Source organism: Streptosporangium sp. NPDC000239 (assembly GCF_040300765.1).
Taxonomy (GTDB): domain Bacteria; phylum Actinomycetota; class Actinomycetes; order Streptosporangiales; family Streptosporangiaceae; genus Streptosporangium.
On record NZ_JBEPEI010000014.1, the window covers coordinates 97082 to 117586 of the forward strand.

A 20505-nucleotide genomic window follows, 5' to 3' on the forward strand; every position below is an offset into this window, starting at 1 on the left:
CGTCAGGCTCTGTTCGGTGGAGCTTCTCGCCTGCCAAGCCCCGGGAAAGGTCTGTGGAAGACCCGCGGAAACGGCCCTCGGGTCCCCGCGGAGCGTCTCCGCGGGGACCTTCGGAGGATCAGGCGAGGGTCCGGAAGCAGGTTCTCAGGGAAGCCACGGGTGGACGACGGCCTTGACCTGCTCAAGGCGCGACATGGACTCAAGCGCTGCCGAGGCCCCGCTGAGTCCGACGGGCTCGCTGAACAGCTCGTCCCAGGGGAACCGCGTCTGGGTCGAGCGCAGGAACTCGATCGAGTTGTAGTAGTCGCCGACGTCGCCGTTGAGCGACCCCAGCACGTTGAGCTCCTTGCCCATGATCGTCCCGAGGGAGATCGGGTCGGGGCGCGGGCCCGTGGTGCCGACGATGACGAACGTGCCGCCCCAGGCGGCGGCGTCGATGGCCTCCGCGCCGACACCGGGCGCTCCGGCGACGTCGATCACCAGGTGCGCGCCCTGGCCGTCGGTCGCCTCCATGATGGCGGCGCGACGGCTGTCGGCGTCACCGTCCAGGCCGATGGTGACGTCGGCGCCGAAGCGCTTGGCCAGTTCGAGCCTGGAGTCGGGGCCGCCGACGGTGATGACCTTGCTCGCACCCGAGGCGCTGGCGACCGCGGTGGCGACGATGCCCAGCGCGCCCGCCCCCTGGACGAGGACGTTCGAGCCGAGCTTGGCGCCCCCGGCGCGGTCGAAGGCGTGCAGGACGGTCTTGACGGCGCAGCCCGCGCTGGCCGCCCAGGTGTCCTTGACGTCCTCGGGGAGGATGTACTTCTGGGCGGTCGGCGTGACGTAGTCGTACTCGGCGAGTCCGGCGGTCGAGTGCGGCCACACGTCGGAGCGCTGCAGGAACCCGTAGCCCCGCTTGGAGCAGGCCACGGGGTTGCGGATCACCGTACAGCCGTAGCAGTAGCCGCAGGTGGACTCCGACCAGCCGATCTTGGCGCCGACCTCGACGGGACGACCGAGGGCGTCGACGGTGCCCGACCCGACGGCCACGACCGTTCCGATCATCTCGTGGCCGAGCACCATCGGGAGCATGCCCGGGAACGACATGCCGCCGCTCCAGATGTGCACGTCCGTCGCGCACAGCGTGGCGCAGTCGACCTTGACGATCGCGCCACCCGGCTCGCACTCGGCGGGGAGCGGCAGCTCCTCGATGACCAGGGGCTCCCCGTGGGCGCGCAGTACGGCGGCCCGCGTGGACGTAGGGACTGTCATGCGATGATCTCCGAATTCGCTATCTGCTGTGGGCTGTGTCCCAGACCTCGTTACGGCTGCGCCACCACAGCAGCACCAGGATCACGAGGAAGGGGACGACGCCCCGGTACTTCTGGATCTCGTCGAGCGACGCGGCGAAACCTTCGAGCAGGCCCATGAGCACACCACCCAGAAGTGTCAGGGGCAGGCTCTTGAAGGAACCGACCATCGCCACGGCCAGGGCCGTGGTGACAAGCCCGCTCAGGGTGGAGAAGTCCCCACCGAGACGCGGCGCGACCAGCAGGATCACCAGCGTGCTGACACCGCCGATGGCGGCCCAGACGGCGATGGCGAGCTTGGGCGCCGGGATGCCCACCACCTGGGCGGTGCCCGGACGCTCCGACAGCGCCTGCAGGCGCAGGCCGACGGAGGTCCGGGACAGCATCAGACCGACCCCGAAGGTGATGAGCGCCGCGAAGGCGAGCGAGACCAGCACCGACTGGGGTACCACGACGTCGCCCAGGGTGAAGGCGGGTGAGTCGAACACGGTCGGGAACCTCCTGGCCCCCGTCGACGTGCTGCCGAACAGGCGCAGACCGATCGCCCCGATGGCCACGAAGAGGGCCACGGTGACGGCGGCCTTGGTGCGCTCGTCGTGCTCACCGAACCAGCGGACGAGCCCGGAGCCGATCAGGGCCGACAGCAGCGAGCCCGCCACGACTCCGACGACCAGCGCGACGGGCCAGGGCAGCCCCAGGTCCATCAGCGACACCATGATGAAGGCACCCATCGTGCCCACACCCGCCATGGCGAAGTTGACCACGGCGACGAGCCGGTAGGTCAGCACGACGCACAGGCCGAGCAGGGCGTAGACGCCACCGCTGGTCAGGCCCGCGACCAAGGAATTCAACATCGGACACCCACCTCCTGGGGCTCCTGAAAGACCTGAAAGATCAGTTCTTGCCGGGGACGATGAAGCCCTCGGGAAGGACCTTCCACTTGCCGGCCTCGACCTTCACGAAGCGGCTGCCCTCGATCGGGCTGTGGGCCTCACCGGGACCGAAGATCCACGGGGTACCGACCATCGGGTAGTCGATCGGCTTCATGTTCTTGAAGGCCTCGGTGACCGACTCGCGGGTGATGTCGCCCTTGACGGTCTTCAGGACCTGGACGAACAGGTCGGCGGCCATGACGGCGCCCTGGCTGAAGGCGGTCTTCTGGATCTTGTTCTCGTCGATGATCTTCGCCCAGCGCTCGTTGCCGGGGAGGGTCTCGTCGGTGTACGGCTGCCACTCGGTGCCGGCGTAGACGTTGAGGCCGTCCGGGATCGCCTGGGCGTTGGCGTCGGTGTAGCTGTTGGCGGCCACGATGAAGTCGACGTCCTGCATGCCCTGGGTCTTGGCCTGGGCGAACCACGGGCCGACGGTGGCGTTGTACAGGATCGCCTGGCAGCCTGCGGCCTTGGCCTTGACGAGGTACGGCGTCGGGTCGCCTTGGCCGACCGAGGTGTCCTTGACGGCCAGCTGCTTGCCGGTGAGGTCCGTCCACTCCTTGATGGCGGCGTCGATGCCACCGCCGCTGCCCGGCAGCACGGTGTAGTACATGCACACCTTGTCGCGCTTGAGCGTCTCGGAGGCGTAGTAGAGCATCGCCGTGATCAGCTTGAACGGACCCGGGTTGACCGGGGCGATGTTCGGGCTGGTGAAGCAGGCGGGGTCGACGCCGACGGCCGGCATGGAGATGATCCCGGCGTTGGTGTAGGTGGCGCGGTTCAGGCCACAGTCGACCGCGCTGGAGGAACCGACGAGGGCCACGACGTTCTCCGACTCCAGCAGCTCAAGGGCCGCCTCGGTGGAACGCTGCGGGTTCATCGCGTCGTCCTTGCTGACGAGCTCGATCTGACGGCCGTTGATGCCGCCCTGCTTGTTGACCTCGTCGAAGACGGCCTTGACGGCCTGGGGAACCTCGGGCGTCTGGAACAGACCGGTGACACCGTTGATCGAGCCGACCTTGATCGGGCCGCCGGTGCCGGAGTCGCTGCTCGAACAGGCCGCGCTGGCCATGGCCAGGGCGGCGACCACCGCGACGCTGGTGAGGGAACGCTTCATCACTGCACTACTTCCTTGGGGCTGGGGGAAGAGGGGGGGTGGGGGTAGGGGTCGGGTTCGGGAGGGTTATACGAGGGGCACGTCGGCAGTACCGAGGTAGGCGGCCATGACCGCCGGGTCGTCGAGCACTTCCTGCGTGGTTCCGGACGCGATGACGTGTCCGAAGTCGAGAACGGTCACCTGCGCGCACGCCGCGCGGACCAGCTCCATGTCGTGTTCGACGAGGAGGATGGAGACACCGAAGCGGGAGGGCACCTCGGCGAGCCTCTGGCCCAGCTTGAGCGACTCGGCGGCCGACTGACCGGCGGCGGGCTCGTCGAGCAGCGCGACCTTGGGCTTGGCCGCGATGGCGGCGGCCACGTCGAGCAGACGGCGGCTGCCGACGTCCACGATGGACACCGGGACCTCTCCGGGCGGGCAGCCGAAGAAGTCGAGCAGTTCGTCGGCCTCCTGCTTGGACAGCTTCCTGTTGGCGCCGATCGAGAGGTACTCGTACTGGGTCAGCTCGGGCGCGATCACCGTCGTCTGGAACGTACGGCGCAGGCCGTTGCTCGCGCGGGCGCTCGGGCTGAGCTTGTCCAGGGACCTGCCCTCAAGCTCGACCGTGCCCTCGTAGGCGTGGAGGAACCCGCTGACCGCGGCGATGAAGGTGGACTTGCCCGCGCCGTTGGGGCCGATCAGGCCGACGACGCCACCGCTGGGGACGGTGAGGTCGATGCTGTCGAGCGCGAGGACCTCGCCGTACCTGACGGTCAGGCCACGCACGTCGAGGGCCGGCTGGTCGCCCGCGGGGGCGGGCGGCGGAACCAGGGAGGTCGACTCGGTGGCCGGGACGGCCGCCTTGGGCTCCTCCTTGGGCTTGTCCGGGAGGCTCTCCAGCAGCTTGCGCGCGGCGGCCTCCCGCTTGCGGGCCCGGGTGAAGTCGGTCTGGCTGACGCCGCTGCGCAGGGCGAAGATCGCCGAGAGGCCGAAGAGGATGCCACCCAGGTCCTGGGGCAGCCTGAGCTTCTCCAGGATCGTCGCCATCACCGCGCCGAAGATGCCGCCCATGAGGGCGCCCTCGGGGTTGTGCGGGCCGATGAGGATCGCCACCGCGAAGAGCGCGAGCGACTGTCCCATGGCGAAGTTGCTGGAGACGACCAGGCCGAGCTGACCGGCCATCAGGCCACCGCCGATGCCGGCGATGAAGGCGCTGAGCGCGAACGCGGCGAGCTTGCTGCGCGCGACCGAGATGCCGTGCGCGGCCGCGGCCCGCTCCGAGTAGCGGATCTCCAGCCAGGACATGCCGAGCCTGGTCCGGTTGAACAGCGCCAGCCCGATGCTGAGCACCATGAAGACGATCACGGCCAGGACGAAGTAGCCGCCGTTGGTGTGGAACAGGCCGGGGCGCTGCAGCGTCTTCAGTTCGGTGGTGCCGGGGAACTGGTTGGCGTTGAGCACGATGTCCGCGGCGACGGCGAAGCCGAAGGTGACGACCGCGAGGTTGACGCCACGGATGCGCAGGGCGGGCAGGCCGATGGCGACGCCGACGGGAACGGCCGCCAGACCGCCGATGACCAGCCAGACGATGAAGCCGCCGGGGGCGTCGGCCAGGTTCAGGCGGAGCACGACCCAGGCGCCGATGGCCGCGAAGGACATCTGACACAGGGACATGACGCCGGCCCTGCCGACGATCACACCGTAGCTCTGCATGATCACCGAGCTGACGACCGCGGTGATCGCGAGATACACCCAGTACGGCGGCAGCACGTTGGGCACGATCACGCAGGCCGCCGCGGCGACGGCCAGGGCGATCCCCCACGAACGCTTGTCGATCATGTTCACGGGTTCTCGCCCCCAGCTTCGACGACGGCGTCCGTGGGCATGGCGCCGAAATAGAACTCATGCAGGCGCTCGGAGTCGCCCCTGATCTCGTCACACGGGCCGTCGAAGACGACGCGGCCCTTGCGGAGGACGTAGGCGTTGGCCCCGATCTCCAGGGCCAGGTTCGCGAACTGCTCGATGAGCAGGACCGCGATGCCCAGGCCGACCAGGTCCTTGACGGCGTGCATGAGGCGACGGACGACCACGGGCGCGAGGCCGAGGGACATCTCGTCAATGAGTATGATCTTGGGGTCGGAGATCAGCGCGCGTCCCAGGACGAGCATCTGCTGTTCACCGCCGGACAGGTGACCGGCCTGGAGCGTACGGCGCTTCTGCAACTCGGGGAAGAGCTCGTAGACCTTCTCGGCGTCGCCCTTGCCGGAACGGGAGACGAGCAGGTTCTGCTCGACGGTCAGCGTCCTGAAGACCGTACGGGCCTGCTCGACGTAACCCAGACCGGCCTGGGAGCGCTTGTAGATGGGAAGCTTCTCGATCGGCGCGCCGTCGAGCTGGATCGTTCCTGAGGTCACGGGGGCCAGCCCCGCGATTCCGTCCATCAGCGTCGTCTTTCCGGCGCCGTTGGCGCCCAGGACGACCGTGACGGTTCCGGGTGCGACGGTCAGGGAGACGTCGTGGACGATCGGGGTGTCACCCCGGTTGATGCTGACGTCCTTAAGGGAGAGGACTTCGCCGCTCATTGGGCGCCTTTCACATAGGCGGATCGCAGTGCCTCGACGACGTGGGCAGTGACACCGCTGACCTCGGCCAGCTCAAGCGTGAGCAGTCCGAAGAAGCCGTGGATCATGCCGTCGAACACGGCCAGCTCAACCTGGTTGCCCGCGGCCTTGAGCGCCTCGGCGTACTCGACGCCCTCGTCGCGGAGGACGTCGTACTCGGCCTCGACGACCAGCGCGGGCGCCAGGCCCGACAGGTCCTTCGAGCGGAGCGGCAGGAGATAGGGGTCGTCGAGATCACTGGCGTTACGGGGGTACTGGGTGAAGAACCAGTCCATGCCTTCCTTCGAGAGGAAGTAGCCCTCGGAGCAGTCCCGGTAGGAGGCGCGCCCGTCGTCGGGGTGGCCCAGAATCGGCGAGACGAGCACCTGCAGGGACAGCCGGGGACCGTTCAGGTCGCGGGCCTTGAGCGCGACGACGGCGGCGAGGTTCCCGCCCGCGCTCTCACCGGCGACGGCGAGGCGCGAGGCGTCGACCGAGAGCGCCTCGGCGTTCTCGTGGACCCACAGGAGCGCGGCGTAGGAGTCGTCCGCCGCGGCCGGGAAGGGGTTCTCCGGTGCGAGCCGGTAGTCGACGGAGACGACGACGGCGCCCGCCCCTGCGCAGACCGCCCGGCAGGCGACCTCGTTCTCGTCGAGAGAGCCAATGGTCCACCCGCCGCCGTGGAACCAGACCAGCGCCGGGAACGGCCCGTCGCCCTCGGGGGTGTATACACGAACCGGTACCTCACCCGCGGGACCGGGGAACGCGGTATCGACCACACCACCGACCGGCTGAAGGTCGTCCGGCATGGACCAGGCAAGACGGAATCCCTCGCGCATCGCCGCCGCGTCAAGCTGGGGGGCCTCGCCCTGGTCCTGAACGCCGGTGCGGTCGATTATTCGCTGCGCCTCGGGATGCAGGGGCATGGGGTTACCTCCGGGGGCGGCCCGAGTGCCTTCCCAAAGGTTCAGGCACTCGCAAATCGTATCCGATTCCATGTACGTTATGCGGGTCCAAATGACGTGTCTAGTGTGATGGTGAAATGTTGCCTAACGATTCGAGGTACGACGCCGCCTCGGCGGATGTGGTCATGACCGGCGGTAAGGTGCACACCGTCGACGCCGCCGACACTGTCGCGGAGTCGATCGCGATCACCGGCGGCCGCGTCACCCGGGTGGGAACAGAAGATGAAATTTCATCTCTGATCGGTCCCGACACCCGCGTCATCCCATTGCGGGGAAGATCGGTCCTTCCGGGGATCAACGACTCCCACCTCCACGGCGTCTGGCTCGGCCAGATGTGGCCCGCCCTCCTCATGGACCAGATGGCGGCCGGGCACCACGGAGGCGAGCCGCCGACGCGGCTGGAGACCTCACAGGACCGGCGTGGCGCGATCCTGCGCACCGCCGAACTGCTCGCGTCACTCGGGGTCACGAGCTACACCGAACCGGGCCTCGGCCCAGGGGAGGACAACGGGGCGAGCGGCTGCTTCGGCTCCGCGGCCCTGCGCGACTACGCCGACCTCGCGGCGGAGGGCAGGCTCACCTCCCGGGTGACCGCCCTCATGCTGTTCGGCGAGCTGGACGGCGCGAGCTCGCTGTCCGGGGTGCTCGACGGGCTGCGTGACTTCACGCCCCCCGCCGACGTGCCCGGCTGGTTCCGCGTCGCGGGCGTGAAGATCTTCGGTGACGGCATCCCGCCGATGCGCAACGCCTGGATGGACGAGCCCTACCTCGACGGCACGTACGGCGGGCTGCTGGTCGAGGGGGCCTCCGAGGCCGAGCGTGAGGCCGTGCTCATCGCGATGATCGACGCGGCGCACGCGGCGGGACACCAGGTCGCCGTGCACGCGACCGGAAGCAGGACCACCAGGACGGTGACGGACGCCTTCGCCGCGGCGGCCTCCAGGGACGGCCGCGACGCGAGGCACTACATCATCCATGGCGACGTGATCTCCTCCAGGACCCTGGCCACGATGGCGGCCGCAGGCATCGGACTGAACACCCAGGTGGGAATACCCGTGGCGACTGAGCATATGGTGCTCGGAGCCCTGGGCGAGGACATCCTCCCCCAGACGTGGCCGACCCGTGACGCACTGGACATCGGGGTGAAGCTCTGCCTCAGTTCCGACGCCCCGGTCCTCACCCCCGACTGGCGGGTCGGGATCGCCGCCGCGGTCACCCGGCGTGGTCTCGACGGCGCCGTGCGTGGCGCCGCCCAGCGGCTCGCGGTCGCCGAGGCCCTGCGGGCCTACACCATCACCCCCGCCTGGCAGGACGGGGCGGAGTCGTGGAAGGGTTCGCTGGAGGCCGGCAAGGTCGCCGACCTGTGCGTGCTGGACGGCGACCTGCTTGAGGTCGAGCCCGAGGCCCTGCCCCAGGTCCCGGTGAGCCTGACCATGGTGGACGGCCGCGTCGTCCACGAGAGCTGATCCGGAGGACACCACGTCCAGTCGCACCGAGAAGCCACGAGGGACCGGCCCGCGAACACGCGAGCCGGTCCCTCGTCACGTCACCCTGCCGTATGGTCCCGTCCGAAACCCGGTTACGGACCCGGCCTCGTTTTCCGGCCCGGCTACGGGCCTGGTTCCGGGCCTGGTTCCGGACGCTGCCCCGCCGTACGGCACGGGCACGAGCCGAACGCGTCCCGGAGCCGCCGGGAAAGGGCGGCCGGGACGCCGAACGGAGTCGTCAGGCCTTGTTCGGGGCGTCGGTGCCCCAGGAGGCGTCGGGGGCGACCACGCCCTTGTCGATCCACAGCGCCCCGACCGCGGAACGCAGCTCGTCGCCGTGCCGTTCGAGCAGTTCGAGAGCGCCCAGGTTCTCGTCGAGCTGCGCCCTGCTGCTGGCGCCGAAGAGCACGTTCGCCGCAGCCGGGTGGGTCAGGGTGAAGGCGATGGCCAGCTGGGCCGGGGTCGCGCCGAAGCCCTCGGCGATCCGCTTGACCTCGGGGTAGGAGTCACGGATCCGGTCGCGGATGCCGCCCGGGTCCGCGCCGATCTTGCGCTGCGGGTTCAGCTTGCCCGCCAGGATGCCGCCCTCGAAGACGTCCGAGGCCTGCAGCCCCATACCGCCCTCGGTGAACAGCCTGCCGTACGGCGTGCCGTCCGGCACCGAACGGCGGGCGAGGCTGTACTTGAGCTGCGCGAAGGACGGCGGCTCCATGCCCTCGGCGATGGCGAAGTCACGCGCGAACCACAGGTCGTCGGCCGACCAGTTGTTCACGCCCCAGGTCTGGAAGCGCCCGGCCCGCACCAGCTCGGCCACGTCGGTGACCACGGCGCGGATGTCCAGGTCGCCGAAGAAGTCGCCGACCACGACGGAGTCGGCCCTGTCGGTCCCGATCCGGGACAGCGAGGTGTCGATCTGCTCGGCGAAGGAGGACTTGGGGTACTCCCACAGCCAGAGCTTGCCGCACAGGAGGTAGTCGTCCCTGGCCACCCCGGCCTCGACGACGGCCTCACCGAAGATGATGTCGGTGACCGCGTTCTCGGCGTGCGGACCGAAGTTGTAGTGGGCGACGTCGAAGAGGTTCACGCCACGGTCGACGGCGTAACGGATCAGGGCGACGGCGTCGTCCCGCTCCATCCTGTCCCAGGTGTTCCAGGAGCCGAGTCCGAAGACCGGAACCAGGGGGCCACGCTCACCGAGCCGACGCCGGGGGACCTGACCTGAGTACTCCACAGAGAACCTCCGATGCCGATGTGCGACCCCTGGTCGCTGCCTGGTGAATCGTATAGTATTCCCAATATTGTTTGGAATCAAAGGAGCGCATCGCATGTCGTCTCTCCCCGACAGCACCTCGTCCGCGAGCCCCTCGAAGATCGTGGACGTGGCCATCGGCTACATGGCCGCCAAGCAGCTCTTCGCCGCCAGTGAGGCCGGAGTGTTCGCGGCGCTGGCCGACGGTCCCGCGACCGCCGCCGAAATCGCCGAGCGCGCCGGGATCCCCGCGAACGTCGCCAGGATTCTCGCCGACGCGATGTCGAGCCTCGACCTCCTCACCCGCACCGACGGGGTGTACGCCAACACCCCCGCCACCGCGCGGTACCTCGCGGGCTCCGCCGGCGACCTCGACCTGCGTAAGTTCCTCGCCTTCCTCGACGCCGTCAGCTACGGCCACTGGCTCGGCTTCATCAACACCGTCCGCACCGGCAAGCCCGGCGACCTGGACATGTCCGGCGACCGCATGGACATCTTCATGGGCGGCGTCATGACCTACAACGCGCTGCACGCCAAGATGCTCGCCGACAACTTCGACTTCTCCCCCTACACCAAGGTCCTCGACTACGGCGGCCTGTCCGTCTCCTTCCTCGTCGAGGCCCTGACCGCCAACTCCGCGCTCAACGGCACCTTCTTCTCCGGCGGCCCGCTCGTCGAGGCCGCCAGGGGCGTGCTGGCCGAGGCCGGCCTGAACGAGCGCGTCGAGATCGTCGAGGGCGACCCGCTGCAGGGCGACATCCCCACCGGCTTCGACCTGGTCTTCCTTGAGCACGTCGCGCACCGCTACGACGACGAGCAGAACAGGACCATCGTCAAGCGCGCCCGCGAGGCGGCCGTCCCCGGCGCCAAGCTCCTGCTGCTCGACTTCTTCCTCGACAACGACGACAAGCAGCGCAGCATCGACGCCCTGCACGCCGGTGAGTACCTCACCATCGACGGCACCATCGTCTACCCCGAGGACCAGGTCCACGGCTGGCTGACCGAGGCCGGCTGGACCCCCGTCGAGACCCTCGCGCTGCCCGGCAGCCCCCGCGTGATCGTCGCGGAAGCCCGGTGAGCGGCGCCGAAGGACGCGTCGTCCTCGTCACGGGCGCCGCGAGCGGCATCGGCAGGGCCGTCGCGGAGGCGTTCGCCGCCGCCGGTGACCGTGTCGTCGTCGCCGACGTCAACCGCGCGGGCGCCGACGAGGTCGCCGCCGAGATCGGCGGCCACGCCGTCACCCTCGACGTCACCGACCCCGAGAGCGTCAACGCGGCCGTCGAGGAGGTCGCCGAGAAGCTCGGCACCGTCGACGTCCTCGTCAACAACGCCGGCCTCGTCGCCGGTGGCGGCCTCCTCGTCGACCTCCCCTTCGAGGTCTTCGACACGGTCGTCTCGGTCAACTTCCGCGGCACCTTCACCGTCACCAAGACGGTCGCCGCGCAGATGATCAAGGCGGGCAAGGGCGGCTGCATCGTCAACATCAGCTCCATCGGCGCCCGCCAGCCGACCCCCGGCATGGGTCACTACGAGGCCACCAAGGCCGCCGTGGACGCGCTGACCCGCACCGGCGCCGTCGAGCTGGCCGGTCACGGCATCCGCGTCAACGGCGTGGCCCCCGGTCCCGTGCACACCCCGATGACCGCCGGTCTGATGGAGAACGCCGAGGCCCGGGAGGCGTGGGAGTCGCGCATCCCGCTCCGCAAGATCGCGACCACCGAGGACATCACACCGCTGGTGCTGTTCCTGGCCTCCGCGAACGCCGGTCACATCACCGGCACCGTGGTCCAGGTGGACGGCGGCCAGCTCCTGGTGTGACCCCAGAACAACACAGCCCGGCGCACCGTGGGGGGGCGCCGGGCTGTGTTTATTGCGGCGCCGAAGGCGCCGCGGGCTTGGGCGCTCTGCCTCTTTGCTCCGCCTTCGGCGTCGCGGGTCCGGGCGCTTCGAGCCAACGCTTTCCCTCGTCACTCATCCGCTGCGCTCCTTCGCTCCTCAGTCCAAGCGTCGGCGCGCCCGAACCGACACTCCTCACACCTGGCGCCGGTACCCCGAACTCTTCACGCTTGGGGTTGGTGCGTATGGACCGAAACTTCTTGCGCGTGGGGGTTGGTAAGGCGCGGGCCGAAACTTCTCGTGTACGGCGTCGGCGCCTGAACTGAGGTCTCTCGTCGTGGCACCGGGTGTGTCCGGATCGGAATCCCTGCTGATCGGCGGGTGGGTTGTCACCGGGTGTGCGCGGTCGCGTGGTGCGGTTCGGCGGGGGCGGAGGGAGAGGGCTTCTCACCCCGGAGGTGGACAGGCCGGGTGGCGGGATCCAAGTCCGAGAGTTACCCCTTGGTGACCGACCAGGCGGCTTCGATCATTTGGAAGATCTCGTCCACGGCGGCTTCCGGGTCGGGGGCCTCGCGGGCCAGCGCGTAGGCGTCGACCACGAACCTCGCGATCGTCCGGCAGGCCGTCGTGGTCCGCGCCAGGTCGGGATCGGCGGCGATGGCCGTCGCCAGGGACTCCGCGTGGCGCAGCCTCATCGACTCCTCGTACTCCCGCAGGGCGGGTGTCTTGTCGATCATGCCCCAGATCGGGGTGCCGCTGTTCGACGCGCAGTGGCGCACCATGGCCCGGATCTCGCGGCGCAGCGCGGGGATGAGCGGCTCCTGCGGCGCCCGGTCGGTGACCGCCTGCCTGAGGCGTCGCTCGAAGTCCTCGTCCTGCCCGAACACCAGGGCCTCTTTCGAGGCGAAGTGCGAGAAGACCGTGGTGACGGCCACGTCGGCCTCGGCCGCCACATCCCGGATACCCACCGCGTCGTATCCACGCTCCAGGAAGAGACGCAGGGCGGTTTCGGCGATCTTCTGGCGGGTCGCGGCCTTCTTGCGCTCGCGGCGCCCGGACGGCACGGTCATGCCGTGATGCTATCAGATACGAAATAACAACGGTTTCAAAACACTAACCGTTAGTGCTACGGTCGGCGGCATGAGGAAAGTGAGCTTCGCCGTGTTCGGCGGCCCGGACGTCCTGCGACTCGTGGACGCCGAGGAGCCCCACGCGGGACCTGGGAAGATACGCGTCGCCGTACGGGCGGCGGGGGTGAACCCCGTCGACTGGCGGATTCGCGAAGGCCAGTTCCAGAAGGCCCGTCCGATCGAGTTGCCCGCCGGGGTCGGGCTGGACGCCTCCGGGGTGGTGGACGAGGTCGGCGCGGGCGTCGAAGGGGTCAAGGTCGGTGACCACGTGTTCGGCGAGGGTTCGAGCACCTACGCCGAGTTCGCCGTGCTGTCGGCCTGGGCCCCGATGCCCGAGGGACTGACGTTCGAGGAGGCGGCCGGATACCCCTCCGTGGTGGAGACCGCGCTGCGCGTCATCGACCAGGTCGGTGTACGGCCCGGGCAGGCGCTGCTGGTCAGCGGCGCCTCCGGGGGTGTCGGATCGGCGGTGCTGCAGATCGCCCGCGACCGTGGCATCACGGTGATCGGCACAGCCGGGGCCGCGAACCAGGACTACCTACGCGGCCTGGGCGCCGTCCCCACGACGTACGGCGAGGGCTGGGTCGAGCGGGTGCGACGGCTCGGTCGTGTCGACGCGGCTCTCGACCTGGCCGGCTCCGGCGTGATCCGCGAACTCGTCGAACTGACCGGGGATCCGCAGAAGGTGATCTCCATCGCCGATCTCGGCGCGCCGGAGTTCGGCGTCCGGTTCTCCGGCGTGGCCGGAAGCGTGCCGGACGCGCTCGCCGAGGCCGCCGACCTCATCTCCCGGGGGAAACTCCACATCCCCGTCGAGAAGTCGTACACCCTCGCCGAAGCGGCGGCGGCACACACCGACAGCCAGGCCGGTCACACCCGCGGACGCCGGGTCATCGTCGTCTGAACCCTCTCCTTCGGGGCCGGTTCAGTCCGGGTCCGGGGAGAGGACCAGGTCGTGGTCGGGGGCGGCCGAGCGCAGGCGCCAGTCCTCTCCTTGTTCCTGGTGGCGGCAGAACTCGGCGAAGCGGCCACCGGCCACGCGTAGTTCCGCCGGGGTTCCCTGTTCGACGATCGCGCCGTCCTCGACGAAGAGCACCCGGTCCGCGTGGCGGATGCCGCCCAGGCGGTGGGCGACGATGACACGGGTGCGTCGCCGTACGTCCTGGCTCAGCGCCTGGGCCACGGCGGCCTCGTTCTCGGTGTCCAGGGCGCTGGTCGCCTCGTCGATCAGCAGGATCGGCGCCGGTTTGAGCAGGGCGCGGGCGATGCTGACGCGCTGCCGTTCCCCACCGGAGAGGGCGGCCCCGGCCTCGCCGACGTCCGTACGCTCCCCGTCGGGCAGCCGCCCGACGATCTCGTCCACCTGGGCGAGCCGCATGACCTGCGCGACCTGTGCCGGTTCGGCGTCCGGGTCACCGGCGAGGACGTTGTCGCGGATGGTCCCGCCGAACAGGTACGGATGCTGGAAGACCATGCTGGACAGCCGCTGCCTGGTGGCCGGGTCGAGCCCGGAGACGTCCTGGCCGTCGATGAGGACGCGCCCCCGCGAGGCCTCGTGGAAGCCCGCGACGAGCGACAGGATCGTGCTCTTCCCCGAGCCGGAGGGGCCGACGACGGCCGTGGTCGTCCCCGGTTCGAGGCTGAAGGACAGGTCCCTGAGCACCTCGTCGTCGCCGTAGCCGAAGCCCACCCCCTGGAACTCGACGCGCGGCGCGTCCCGGCCGGGGGCCGAAGCGGCGGCTGAAACAGAGGGTGCCGGGGCGTCGAGGATGGCGCGCAGGGTGTCGAGGGTGCCCCGGACGGACTCGATCGCGGGTGCCAGCTCGCTGATCACGGTGAAGGGTTCGAGGAACCGTACGGCCACCACGACGAGCGCCACGGCCTGCGGCGCTCCGAGGCTCCCGTCGAGGTGGAGCAGGGTGACGGCTCCGGCGAGCGCGACCAGCGCCACCTGACCGGCCAGGCCGAACAGCAGTTGCCCGGGGATCTGCAGCAGCACCAGGCGCAGCGCCGTACCGCGCTGCGCGACGGCGGCGGCTCCCGCGCCGTTACGGGCCGGTTCGACCCTGCGGGCGGCGCGCAGTGCCTGCTGGGTGCGGGCGAACTCCAGGACGCGCTCGGTCAGCGCGCTGTGCGCGGCCGTGTCGGCGGCGTCGGCCGCGCGGGTGATCCTGGTGGTCGCCCACAGCGCGGCCAGCAGTCCCACGACGGCGACCCAGGCGGCGGCCCCGAGCTGCCAGGCGAAGCCCGTCAGGCCGATCGCGATCACGACGGGAAGCAGGACGGCGCTCAGCAACGGGGTGAGCAGATTGGCGACGAGCCCGACCAGTTCGGGGCCGCAGGCGGCGACGGCCTGCCTGGCGGTCGCCGTGCGTTCGGCGGTGAACCAGCCGAGCGGGATGCGGGTGAGCCGGTCGGTGAGGTCGCGTTGCACGGTGCCGAGCAGCGTGAACCCGATGTCGAAGCCGATGCGGGACACGGCCGTGTCCACGGCCCACACGAGCACGACGCTCACGGTGAGCGCGCCCAGCCACGGCAGCGCGTCGGCCGGAACCGTGGAGAACAACGCGCCGAGCAGGGGGACGAGCAGCAGGCAGCCGACTCCCCGCAGGATCGCGGAGACCACGGTGAGCAGGGCGTACCCGACCACCTTGCCCCGATCGGTCGCGGGGACGAGCCGGACGAGGGTACGGATCATCGGGACACCTCCGCCTTGGCGGGTACGCTTCCCCGGCTGTCCCACAGCCTGCGGTAACGGCCGCCGGACGCGATCAGCTCGGTGTGGGTGCCGGCCTCGGCGACGCGGCCGTGGTCGAGGACGACGATCTGGTCGGCGTCGACGACGGTGTGCAGGCGGTGCGCGACGACGAGCACCGTACGGCCTCGGGTGAGCCGGGTCAGGGCCTGCTGCACGAGGTGTTCGGACTCGGGGTCGGCGAACGCCGTCGCCTCGTCGAGGACCAGCACGGGGGTGTCGGCGAGCAGGGCACGCGCGATGGTGAGGCGCTGCCGTTCCCCGCCGGAGAGTCCGCCGTCGCCGTCCAGCACGGTCCCGTAGCCGTCGGGCAGCCGCAGGATCCGCTCGTGGATCCGCGCGTCCCGCGCCGCCGTCTCGATCTCGGCCGTGGTCGCCTCCGGCCTGGCCAGGGCGATGTTCTCCCGTACGGTTCCGTGCACGAGCTGCGCGTCCTGGAAGACGAACCCGACACGGGTGTAGAGGTCGTCACCGGACATCGCGCGGATGTCGCGTCCCCCGACGGTGACGGCGCCGGAGTCCACGTCGTGGAAGCGGGCCAGCAGTCCGGCGAGCGTCGACTTGCCCGACCCCGAGGGACCGACGAGCGCGGTGACCGTACCCGGCCGCAGGGTCAGCGAGACGTCGTGGATGACGGGTTTGCCGGGCCGGTAGCCGAAGCTCACCCCCGCGAAGCGGACAACCCCTCGCTCCCCCTCCGGTTCCACCGTCCCAGGCCGGACGGCCAGTTCCTTCTCGCCGAGGACGACGGCGATACGGCGGGCCGCCAGGACGCCCGCGCGGACGCCGCCCATCCCGAGGCCGATGCCCAGCAGCCGCGCGCCGAAGGTGGTGCCGAGCAGCAGGAACGGCAGCAGCGTCGCCGCCTCCATGGCTCCGGAGACGACCATGGGCGTGCCGACGACCATGATCAACCACAGGAAGGTCATCGGGCGGGTGACCAGGTCGATGAACGTCTTCTTGCCGATGAACGGCCGCTGCCAGCCGTCCAGGAAGCCGATGTAGGACTCAAGCTCACGCCGGAAGGAGGAGGCCGCGACGCCGCCGAACATCCGGATCACCGGCTGTCCCGCGAAGAAGGCGGCCGACTCGTTGCCCATCCGCTCCGCCCACCGGGACGCCTCGGCGATCTTCGGGCCGCTCTGGAACATCATCGCGGCGAAGGCGAAGAGATACACGATGATCGGGACGAACAGGACGAGCGCCAGCCGCCAGTCGGTCGCGAACAGGTAGACCAGCACCGCGACCGGGGCGACGACGGCCGCGACCCCGTCGGGGATGGCGTGCGTGACCAGACCGTGCAGCTCCAGCGTGTCGTCCTGCACGAGCTTCTTGACCGCCCCGGAGCCACGCCGGGTGAACCAGCCGAGCGGCAGCCGTACGAGCTTGCCGAGCAGCCGGTGACGGACCCGCGCGCCGAACCGCGCGTCCACGACGTGCAGCCACACCATCAGCGCACCGCCCAGCAGCGCTCCGGCGCCGAAGACGACCAGGAAGGCCACGGCGGTGCCCCACAACCGGTCTTCGTCGGCCCCCGCGAGCAGCAGCCGCGCCAGCTCCGCCAGCAGCACGAACGGCGCGAGCTGCACCAGCGTGACGACCCCCTGCACCACCCCGGCGACGATCATCGCGGTCTTCACCGGCGCGAGCAGCTCCTTGGCCGCCTGCGACCGCCACCGCCCAGGAACCCGCCCGTCCTGCGCCACGGAAGCCGACCCGCCGGACCGCACATCCCCCTGCCCGGTTCGCCCGTCCTGTGCCGCGGGAACCGCCCCGCCAGGCTCGGCCGACTCCGGTACCCCGTTCCCCTGCCCGGTTCGCGCATCCTGTACGGAGGAAGCCGGCCCGGCAGGCCGTACGGCCTCCCGCCCGGCGGAGCCCTGCCCGGTGGCCTCCCCCTCAGCAGGCCGTACGGCGGGTGCCTGCCCGGTCGCCTTCTCCTCGTCGGTACGGCGCAGCGAACCCATGGCCCTGCCGTACGTCCAGTAGGCCTGGGCGTAGGTGTCGGCCTTGGGGAAGCCGAACCTGTCACGCAGGGTCTTGCGCAGGTGTTTGAGGGAGCCCGCCTCGGTCGCCGCCCAGGCGTACCAGTTGGACCAGTCACGCTCGTCGATCGCGGCGGCCAGCGAGGTCTCGCCGTCCCTGGGCACCCACCGCACCCGCAGCCCCGGGTGGGAGGCGAGCGGGATCAGCTCGTCCTCCTCGTGCTGTTTCTCCAGGTAGAGCGCGATCTCGGCGTCGTCGGGCAGCGCGGCGACGATGCCGTTGATCGCGGGCACCGAGGCGGGGTCGCCGACCAGCAGATATCCCGCAGGCGGCTCGTCCGGTACGGCGAAGCGCGAGGAGCCGAACGACATCACCTGGACCTCGTCGCCGGGCTCGGCCCTCCTCGCCCACACGGTCGCCGGCCCCGCGGGCTCGTGCAGCACCACGTCCACGGCGAACTCGCCGGTCTCCGGCTCGCACGAGACAAGGGTGTAGGCGCGCTGATGCTCCCTGTCGGACCCGGTGGGATCGGGGAACCAGAACCGCAGCCACGCGGTGGGGCCGACGGTGACGTTCTCGAACAGGGTCGGCGCCGACATGTGGATCCGCACCATGTGCGGTGTGACCATGGACGTCCGCACCACGGTCGCCACATGGTCACGAGCCCCGAAGCCGCGCATGACGGCTCCCTGGAAACCCCGCGCGGCCATCACCGCGCCCCCTCCGTAGCCCTCATGGCCTTCAGGCCCTCGGCAGCCCGAGGCATCGGGTTCGCCGTGACCGTCGGTCTCGCCGTGCTCTCGACGACCGTCCCACGGACCACCGCCGTCATGCCCGGCTCGCGTCCCCGACGCGACGGCGAGGTGATCCCCCCTCCGACCCCGGTCTTCTCGATGTCGCGCACGGTGGTCCGTCCGGGACGCCCGACAACACGCCGTTGCGACACCACCGCGCCCCCTAAGGTAAGGCTAACCTTCGTTAGGGGCATAACCTAACAGCAGCAGGACCTCCCAACCACCCCCAAACCGGAGAATCCACCACTTACATCCAGCTTTCCGGCTAATCCCTCCACAAGTCGAAGGTGACGTCGTGACACACGCACCAGCGCGGAGGGCACCTCACCACCGGCGACAAGGTGTGCTCTGAAATCTCGGCTTCAGCCGCGCGGTCAGGTGGTCTCGCCCAACTGTTCGGCCAACCGCTCCAGGCCACCTCTGATGAGCCGCCCGTACCCGTCGTCGTCGAGCGCGCCGACCCTCGCCCGCGCCTGCTGGAGATGCTCACGAGCGCGGTCGAAATCGCCCAGCTTGCGGTAGCACTCGCTCAGGTTCAGATGCAACGACGGATACAGACCGGCCACAGAAAGGGGTGACCCGGCCTGGGCCACCCGCTCGTCGGTGAGGAGATCGGCGGCGGCGAGCGCCCGCAGATCCCACATCAGTTCCTGCCGCACGTCGTCCTGGACGTCGGCCATCGAGTGGGCGAGGACGCAGACATGCAGCGGGTCGCCCTGCTCACCGCCGATGTCATCCCAGATCCGCGCGAACACGTCACGAGCGGCTTCGCGTTGGCCCTGGTGGTGGTGCAGTTCCACTCCCTGGCCGATCCGGGTCATCGTCGGGTCTGTGGTCACAGTGGCTCCTTCACCGTAGCGGGACGACCGCGGTCAGCCTACTTCCGCCCTTTCCGCTCCCCTGAGGGCCGATCGGACACGTGCCGCTGTCAGGCGAGGTGTCCCAGCGCCAGGGCCGCGATCACCGGGCCCATGTACAGCAGGGGAAAGACCACGGTCGAGTACGAACGCGCCCTGAGCACGGTGACGACGGCCCCGGCGAAGTACAGCACCAGGCCGATCCCGGCCGCCACGCCGACGACCGGCACGAACAGGCCGGCCAACAGACCCGCGGCCCCGGCGGCCTTGGCCGCGCCGAGCCAGGTCCACCACGAGCGGGGGACACCGTAGTCCATCAGCGGCTTCACAACCCATTCGGCGCGGCGCAGGAGGGAGAAGGCGGAGAAACCCACCCAGAGGGCGGCCAGGACGGTGACGACGGTGGCGGTGGTGGACATGGGGACACTCCCTGTTCGGTGCTTCTTGTGGCACCGATCCTGTGGGCCCCGGTTGATGATTCCGCGATGCGCCGACGATGCACAGCCTCCCGACCGGCCCGGCTCAAGCGACGCCCCGTTCCGCCCAAGAGCCGAAACCCACTCAACGAGCGCCCCGCCCCACGCTCTCGCACCGCCACGAACCCCTCAGGGTGATGAGGGACCCGCCGCCCCAGACCACCCGGGCCGGATCGTGCTCACCCGGTTGCGGACCCTTCAGGGTGATGAGCAGGTCCGTCACGGCCTTTACGGCCCGGCCAGCGGAGGCACGTCCGAAAGCCCCGCGCCCACAGCGGTGATCAGGCCCTGAACGTGGACAGGCGTGTGACGCAGAGGGCCTGTTCGGCGTCGAATTCCTCGAATGTGGTGGTGAGGTGGAAGCCGAGGCGTTCGGCGAGTTTCAGGGAGCGTTTGTTCGCGGTCTGGGTCACGAGGACGACCGGCTGGTCGGGGAACTCCTCGGCCGCCGCGCGCAACGCGGCCGTCGCCGCCTCGAACGCGTACCCCGCGCCCCACGCGCCGCGCCGCAGGACATAGCCGAGGACCAGTTCCTCGCCGTCCTCGGTGACCCGCCGCGGGTGGTCGGTCCACCAGCGGGCGAGCATCAACGTCCCGATGACCTGGTTCGTCGTGTTGTCCGCGATGACGTAGTTACCCGGCCTGGTCGTCGCCCCGGCGGCCATGACCTCGTCGAAGTGCCGCTCGACCTCCCCCAGAGGCCGGGGGCCACCGATGTACGCCTGGACCTCGGGATCGGTCGAGAGCTCGACAAGCCCTTCACGGTCCCCGTCGCGCAACGCCCTGCGAAGCAGGAGTCGCTCCGAGAAGACCTCCGCGACGGAAAGCGCAGGCAGCTGCTTCATGACCATGACCCTAGAACACGGCCCTTTTCCACAGCTTCCGCACTTGCCCACCCCAGAAGGCCGCCACGCCCTTACTCGCCCCCTCGGACGCCGCCTGTCGCCTCACCCTCTCCCGACGCCAAGTGTGAGGAGTGTCGGTTCGGGTGCGCCGGCGCTTGGACTGAGGAACGCAGGAGCGCAGCGACGGAGTGACGAGGGAAAGCGT

17 protein-coding genes are annotated in these 20505 nt (G+C 70.0%); 4 read left to right on the top strand and 13 right to left on the bottom strand.

The features are described 5' to 3' along the window. Positions 1-144 precede the first annotated feature (144 nt). The 6 genes from ABT340_RS29110 to lipP1 form a co-directional block, all read right to left on the bottom strand. On the bottom strand, positions 145-1254 hold the full coding sequence (locus ABT340_RS29110; protein ID WP_352014035.1) for a zinc-binding dehydrogenase: 1110 nt from the start codon (positions 1252-1254) through the stop codon (positions 145-147). A gap of 19 nt (positions 1255-1273) precedes the next feature. Continuing rightward, positions 1274-2146: a branched-chain amino acid ABC transporter permease gene (locus tag ABT340_RS29115; RefSeq protein ID WP_352014036.1), complete on the bottom strand. Its 873-nt coding sequence runs from the start codon at positions 2144-2146 to the stop codon at positions 1274-1276. 40 nt (positions 2147-2186) lie between these two features. Next, complete coding sequence (locus tag ABT340_RS29120; RefSeq protein WP_352014037.1) at positions 2187-3341, bottom strand: ABC transporter substrate-binding protein; 1155 nt, start codon at positions 3339-3341, stop codon at positions 2187-2189. 66 nt (positions 3342-3407) lie between these two features. Next, positions 3408-5159 (bottom strand): branched-chain amino acid ABC transporter ATP-binding protein/permease, encoded by a 1752-nt coding sequence (locus ABT340_RS29125; protein ID WP_352014038.1) that lies wholly within the window; start codon positions 5157-5159, stop codon positions 3408-3410. Positions 5160-5161: 2 nt separating this feature from the next. Next, complete coding sequence (locus tag ABT340_RS29130) at positions 5162-5902, bottom strand: ABC transporter ATP-binding protein (protein ID WP_352014039.1); 741 nt, start codon at positions 5900-5902, stop codon at positions 5162-5164. Then, positions 5899-6846 carry a LipP1 family hormone-sensitive lipase gene (gene lipP1, locus ABT340_RS29135; protein WP_352014040.1) on the bottom strand — a complete coding sequence of 316 codons (948 nt, stop codon included), beginning with the start codon at positions 6844-6846 and terminating at the stop codon, positions 5899-5901. The genes ABT340_RS29130 and lipP1 overlap by 4 nt, the downstream gene beginning before the upstream one ends. Before the next feature lie 164 nt (positions 6847-7010). On the opposite strand from lipP1, the gene ABT340_RS29140 reads away from it, so the two are divergent. After that, complete coding sequence (locus ABT340_RS29140; RefSeq protein WP_352014041.1) at positions 7011-8351, top strand: amidohydrolase; 1341 nt, start codon at positions 7011-7013, stop codon at positions 8349-8351. Positions 8352-8610: 259 nt separating this feature from the next. Here ABT340_RS29140 and ABT340_RS29145 read toward each other — a convergent pair whose 3' ends face one another. Next, the gene (locus tag ABT340_RS29145; protein ID WP_352014042.1) at positions 8611-9603 is read right to left on the bottom strand and encodes an aldo/keto reductase; all 993 of its coding nucleotides are present in this window, start codon (positions 9601-9603) and stop codon (positions 8611-8613) included. A 94-nt stretch (positions 9604-9697) separates the two neighbouring features. Here ABT340_RS29145 and ABT340_RS29150 point away from each other — a divergent pair, with 94 nt between their 5' ends. Then, the gene (locus ABT340_RS29150) at positions 9698-10699 is read left to right on the top strand and encodes a methyltransferase (protein WP_352014043.1); all 1002 of its coding nucleotides are present in this window, start codon (positions 9698-9700) and stop codon (positions 10697-10699) included. Further along, positions 10696-11439 (top strand): SDR family NAD(P)-dependent oxidoreductase, encoded by a 744-nt coding sequence (locus ABT340_RS29155; protein WP_352014044.1) that lies wholly within the window; start codon positions 10696-10698, stop codon positions 11437-11439. Before ABT340_RS29150 ends, ABT340_RS29155 begins: the two co-directional genes overlap by 4 nt. A gap of 512 nt (positions 11440-11951) precedes the next feature. Here ABT340_RS29155 and ABT340_RS29160 read toward each other — a convergent pair. Next, a complete protein-coding gene (locus tag ABT340_RS29160) occupies positions 11952-12527 on the bottom strand; it encodes a TetR/AcrR family transcriptional regulator (RefSeq protein ID WP_352014045.1) in 576 nt (191 codons plus the stop codon). 70 nt (positions 12528-12597) lie between these two features. On the opposite strand from ABT340_RS29160, the gene ABT340_RS29165 reads away from it, so the two are divergent. Next, positions 12598-13491: an NADP-dependent oxidoreductase gene (locus tag ABT340_RS29165; RefSeq protein ID WP_352014046.1), complete on the top strand. Its 894-nt coding sequence runs from the start codon at positions 12598-12600 to the stop codon at positions 13489-13491. A 21-nt stretch (positions 13492-13512) separates the two neighbouring features. Here the strand turns inward: ABT340_RS29165 and ABT340_RS29170 are convergent, their stop codons facing one another. The 5 genes from ABT340_RS29170 to ABT340_RS29190 all read right to left on the bottom strand — a co-directional run bounded on the left by ABT340_RS29170 (position 13513) and on the right by ABT340_RS29190 (position 20300). Further along, positions 13513-15285, bottom strand: a complete 1773-nt coding sequence (locus ABT340_RS29170) for an ABC transporter ATP-binding protein (RefSeq protein WP_352014047.1) — start codon at positions 15283-15285, stop codon at positions 13513-13515. Next, positions 15282-18038, bottom strand: coding sequence for an ABC transporter ATP-binding protein/permease (locus ABT340_RS29175; protein WP_352014048.1), 2757 nt, complete (start codon positions 18036-18038; stop codon positions 15282-15284). Before ABT340_RS29175 ends, ABT340_RS29170 begins: the two co-directional genes overlap by 4 nt. Positions 18039-18496: 458 nt before the next feature. Continuing rightward, the gene (locus ABT340_RS29180) at positions 18497-18961 is read right to left on the bottom strand and encodes a tetratricopeptide repeat protein (protein ID WP_352014049.1); all 465 of its coding nucleotides are present in this window, start codon (positions 18959-18961) and stop codon (positions 18497-18499) included. An 89-nt stretch (positions 18962-19050) separates the two neighbouring features. Continuing rightward, complete coding sequence (locus ABT340_RS29185; RefSeq protein WP_352014050.1) at positions 19051-19398, bottom strand: DoxX family protein; 348 nt, start codon at positions 19396-19398, stop codon at positions 19051-19053. 338 nt (positions 19399-19736) lie between these two features. Further along, positions 19737-20300: a GNAT family N-acetyltransferase gene (locus ABT340_RS29190; protein WP_352014051.1), complete on the bottom strand. Its 564-nt coding sequence runs from the start codon at positions 20298-20300 to the stop codon at positions 19737-19739. Positions 20301-20505 lie beyond the last annotated feature (205 nt).

What these genes read in the sequence shown, in the direction of transcription:
- ABT340_RS29110 (WP_352014035.1), bottom strand. Translation starts at nt 1,254, where the DNA reads ATGACAGTCCCTACGTCCACGCGGGCCGCCGTACTGCGCGCCCACGGG.
- ABT340_RS29115 (WP_352014036.1), bottom strand. Translation starts at nt 2,146, where the DNA reads ATGTTGAATTCCTTGGTCGCGGGCCTGACCAGCGGTGGCGTCTACGCC.
- ABT340_RS29120 (WP_352014037.1), bottom strand. Translation starts at nt 3,341, where the DNA reads ATGAAGCGTTCCCTCACCAGCGTCGCGGTGGTCGCCGCCCTGGCCATG.
- ABT340_RS29125 (WP_352014038.1), bottom strand. Translation starts at nt 5,159, where the DNA reads ATGATCGACAAGCGTTCGTGGGGGATCGCCCTGGCCGTCGCCGCGGCG.
- ABT340_RS29130 (WP_352014039.1), bottom strand. Translation starts at nt 5,902, where the DNA reads ATGAGCGGCGAAGTCCTCTCCCTTAAGGACGTCAGCATCAACCGGGGT.
- lipP1 (WP_352014040.1), bottom strand. Translation starts at nt 6,846, where the DNA reads ATGCCCCTGCATCCCGAGGCGCAGCGAATAATCGACCGCACCGGCGTT.
- ABT340_RS29140 (WP_352014041.1), top strand. Translation starts at nt 7,011, where the DNA reads ATGACCGGCGGTAAGGTGCACACCGTCGACGCCGCCGACACTGTCGCG.
- ABT340_RS29150 (WP_352014043.1), top strand. Translation starts at nt 9,698, where the DNA reads ATGTCGTCTCTCCCCGACAGCACCTCGTCCGCGAGCCCCTCGAAGATC.
- ABT340_RS29160 (WP_352014045.1), bottom strand. Translation starts at nt 12,527, where the DNA reads ATGACCGTGCCGTCCGGGCGCCGCGAGCGCAAGAAGGCCGCGACCCGC.
- ABT340_RS29165 (WP_352014046.1), top strand. Translation starts at nt 12,598, where the DNA reads ATGAGGAAAGTGAGCTTCGCCGTGTTCGGCGGCCCGGACGTCCTGCGA.
- ABT340_RS29170 (WP_352014047.1), bottom strand. Translation starts at nt 15,285, where the DNA reads ATGATCCGTACCCTCGTCCGGCTCGTCCCCGCGACCGATCGGGGCAAG.
- ABT340_RS29175 (WP_352014048.1), bottom strand. Translation starts at nt 18,038, where the DNA reads ATGGCCGCGCGGGGTTTCCAGGGAGCCGTCATGCGCGGCTTCGGGGCT.
- ABT340_RS29185 (WP_352014050.1), bottom strand. Translation starts at nt 19,398, where the DNA reads ATGTCCACCACCGCCACCGTCGTCACCGTCCTGGCCGCCCTCTGGGTG.
- ABT340_RS29190 (WP_352014051.1), bottom strand. Translation starts at nt 20,300, where the DNA reads ATGAAGCAGCTGCCTGCGCTTTCCGTCGCGGAGGTCTTCTCGGAGCGA.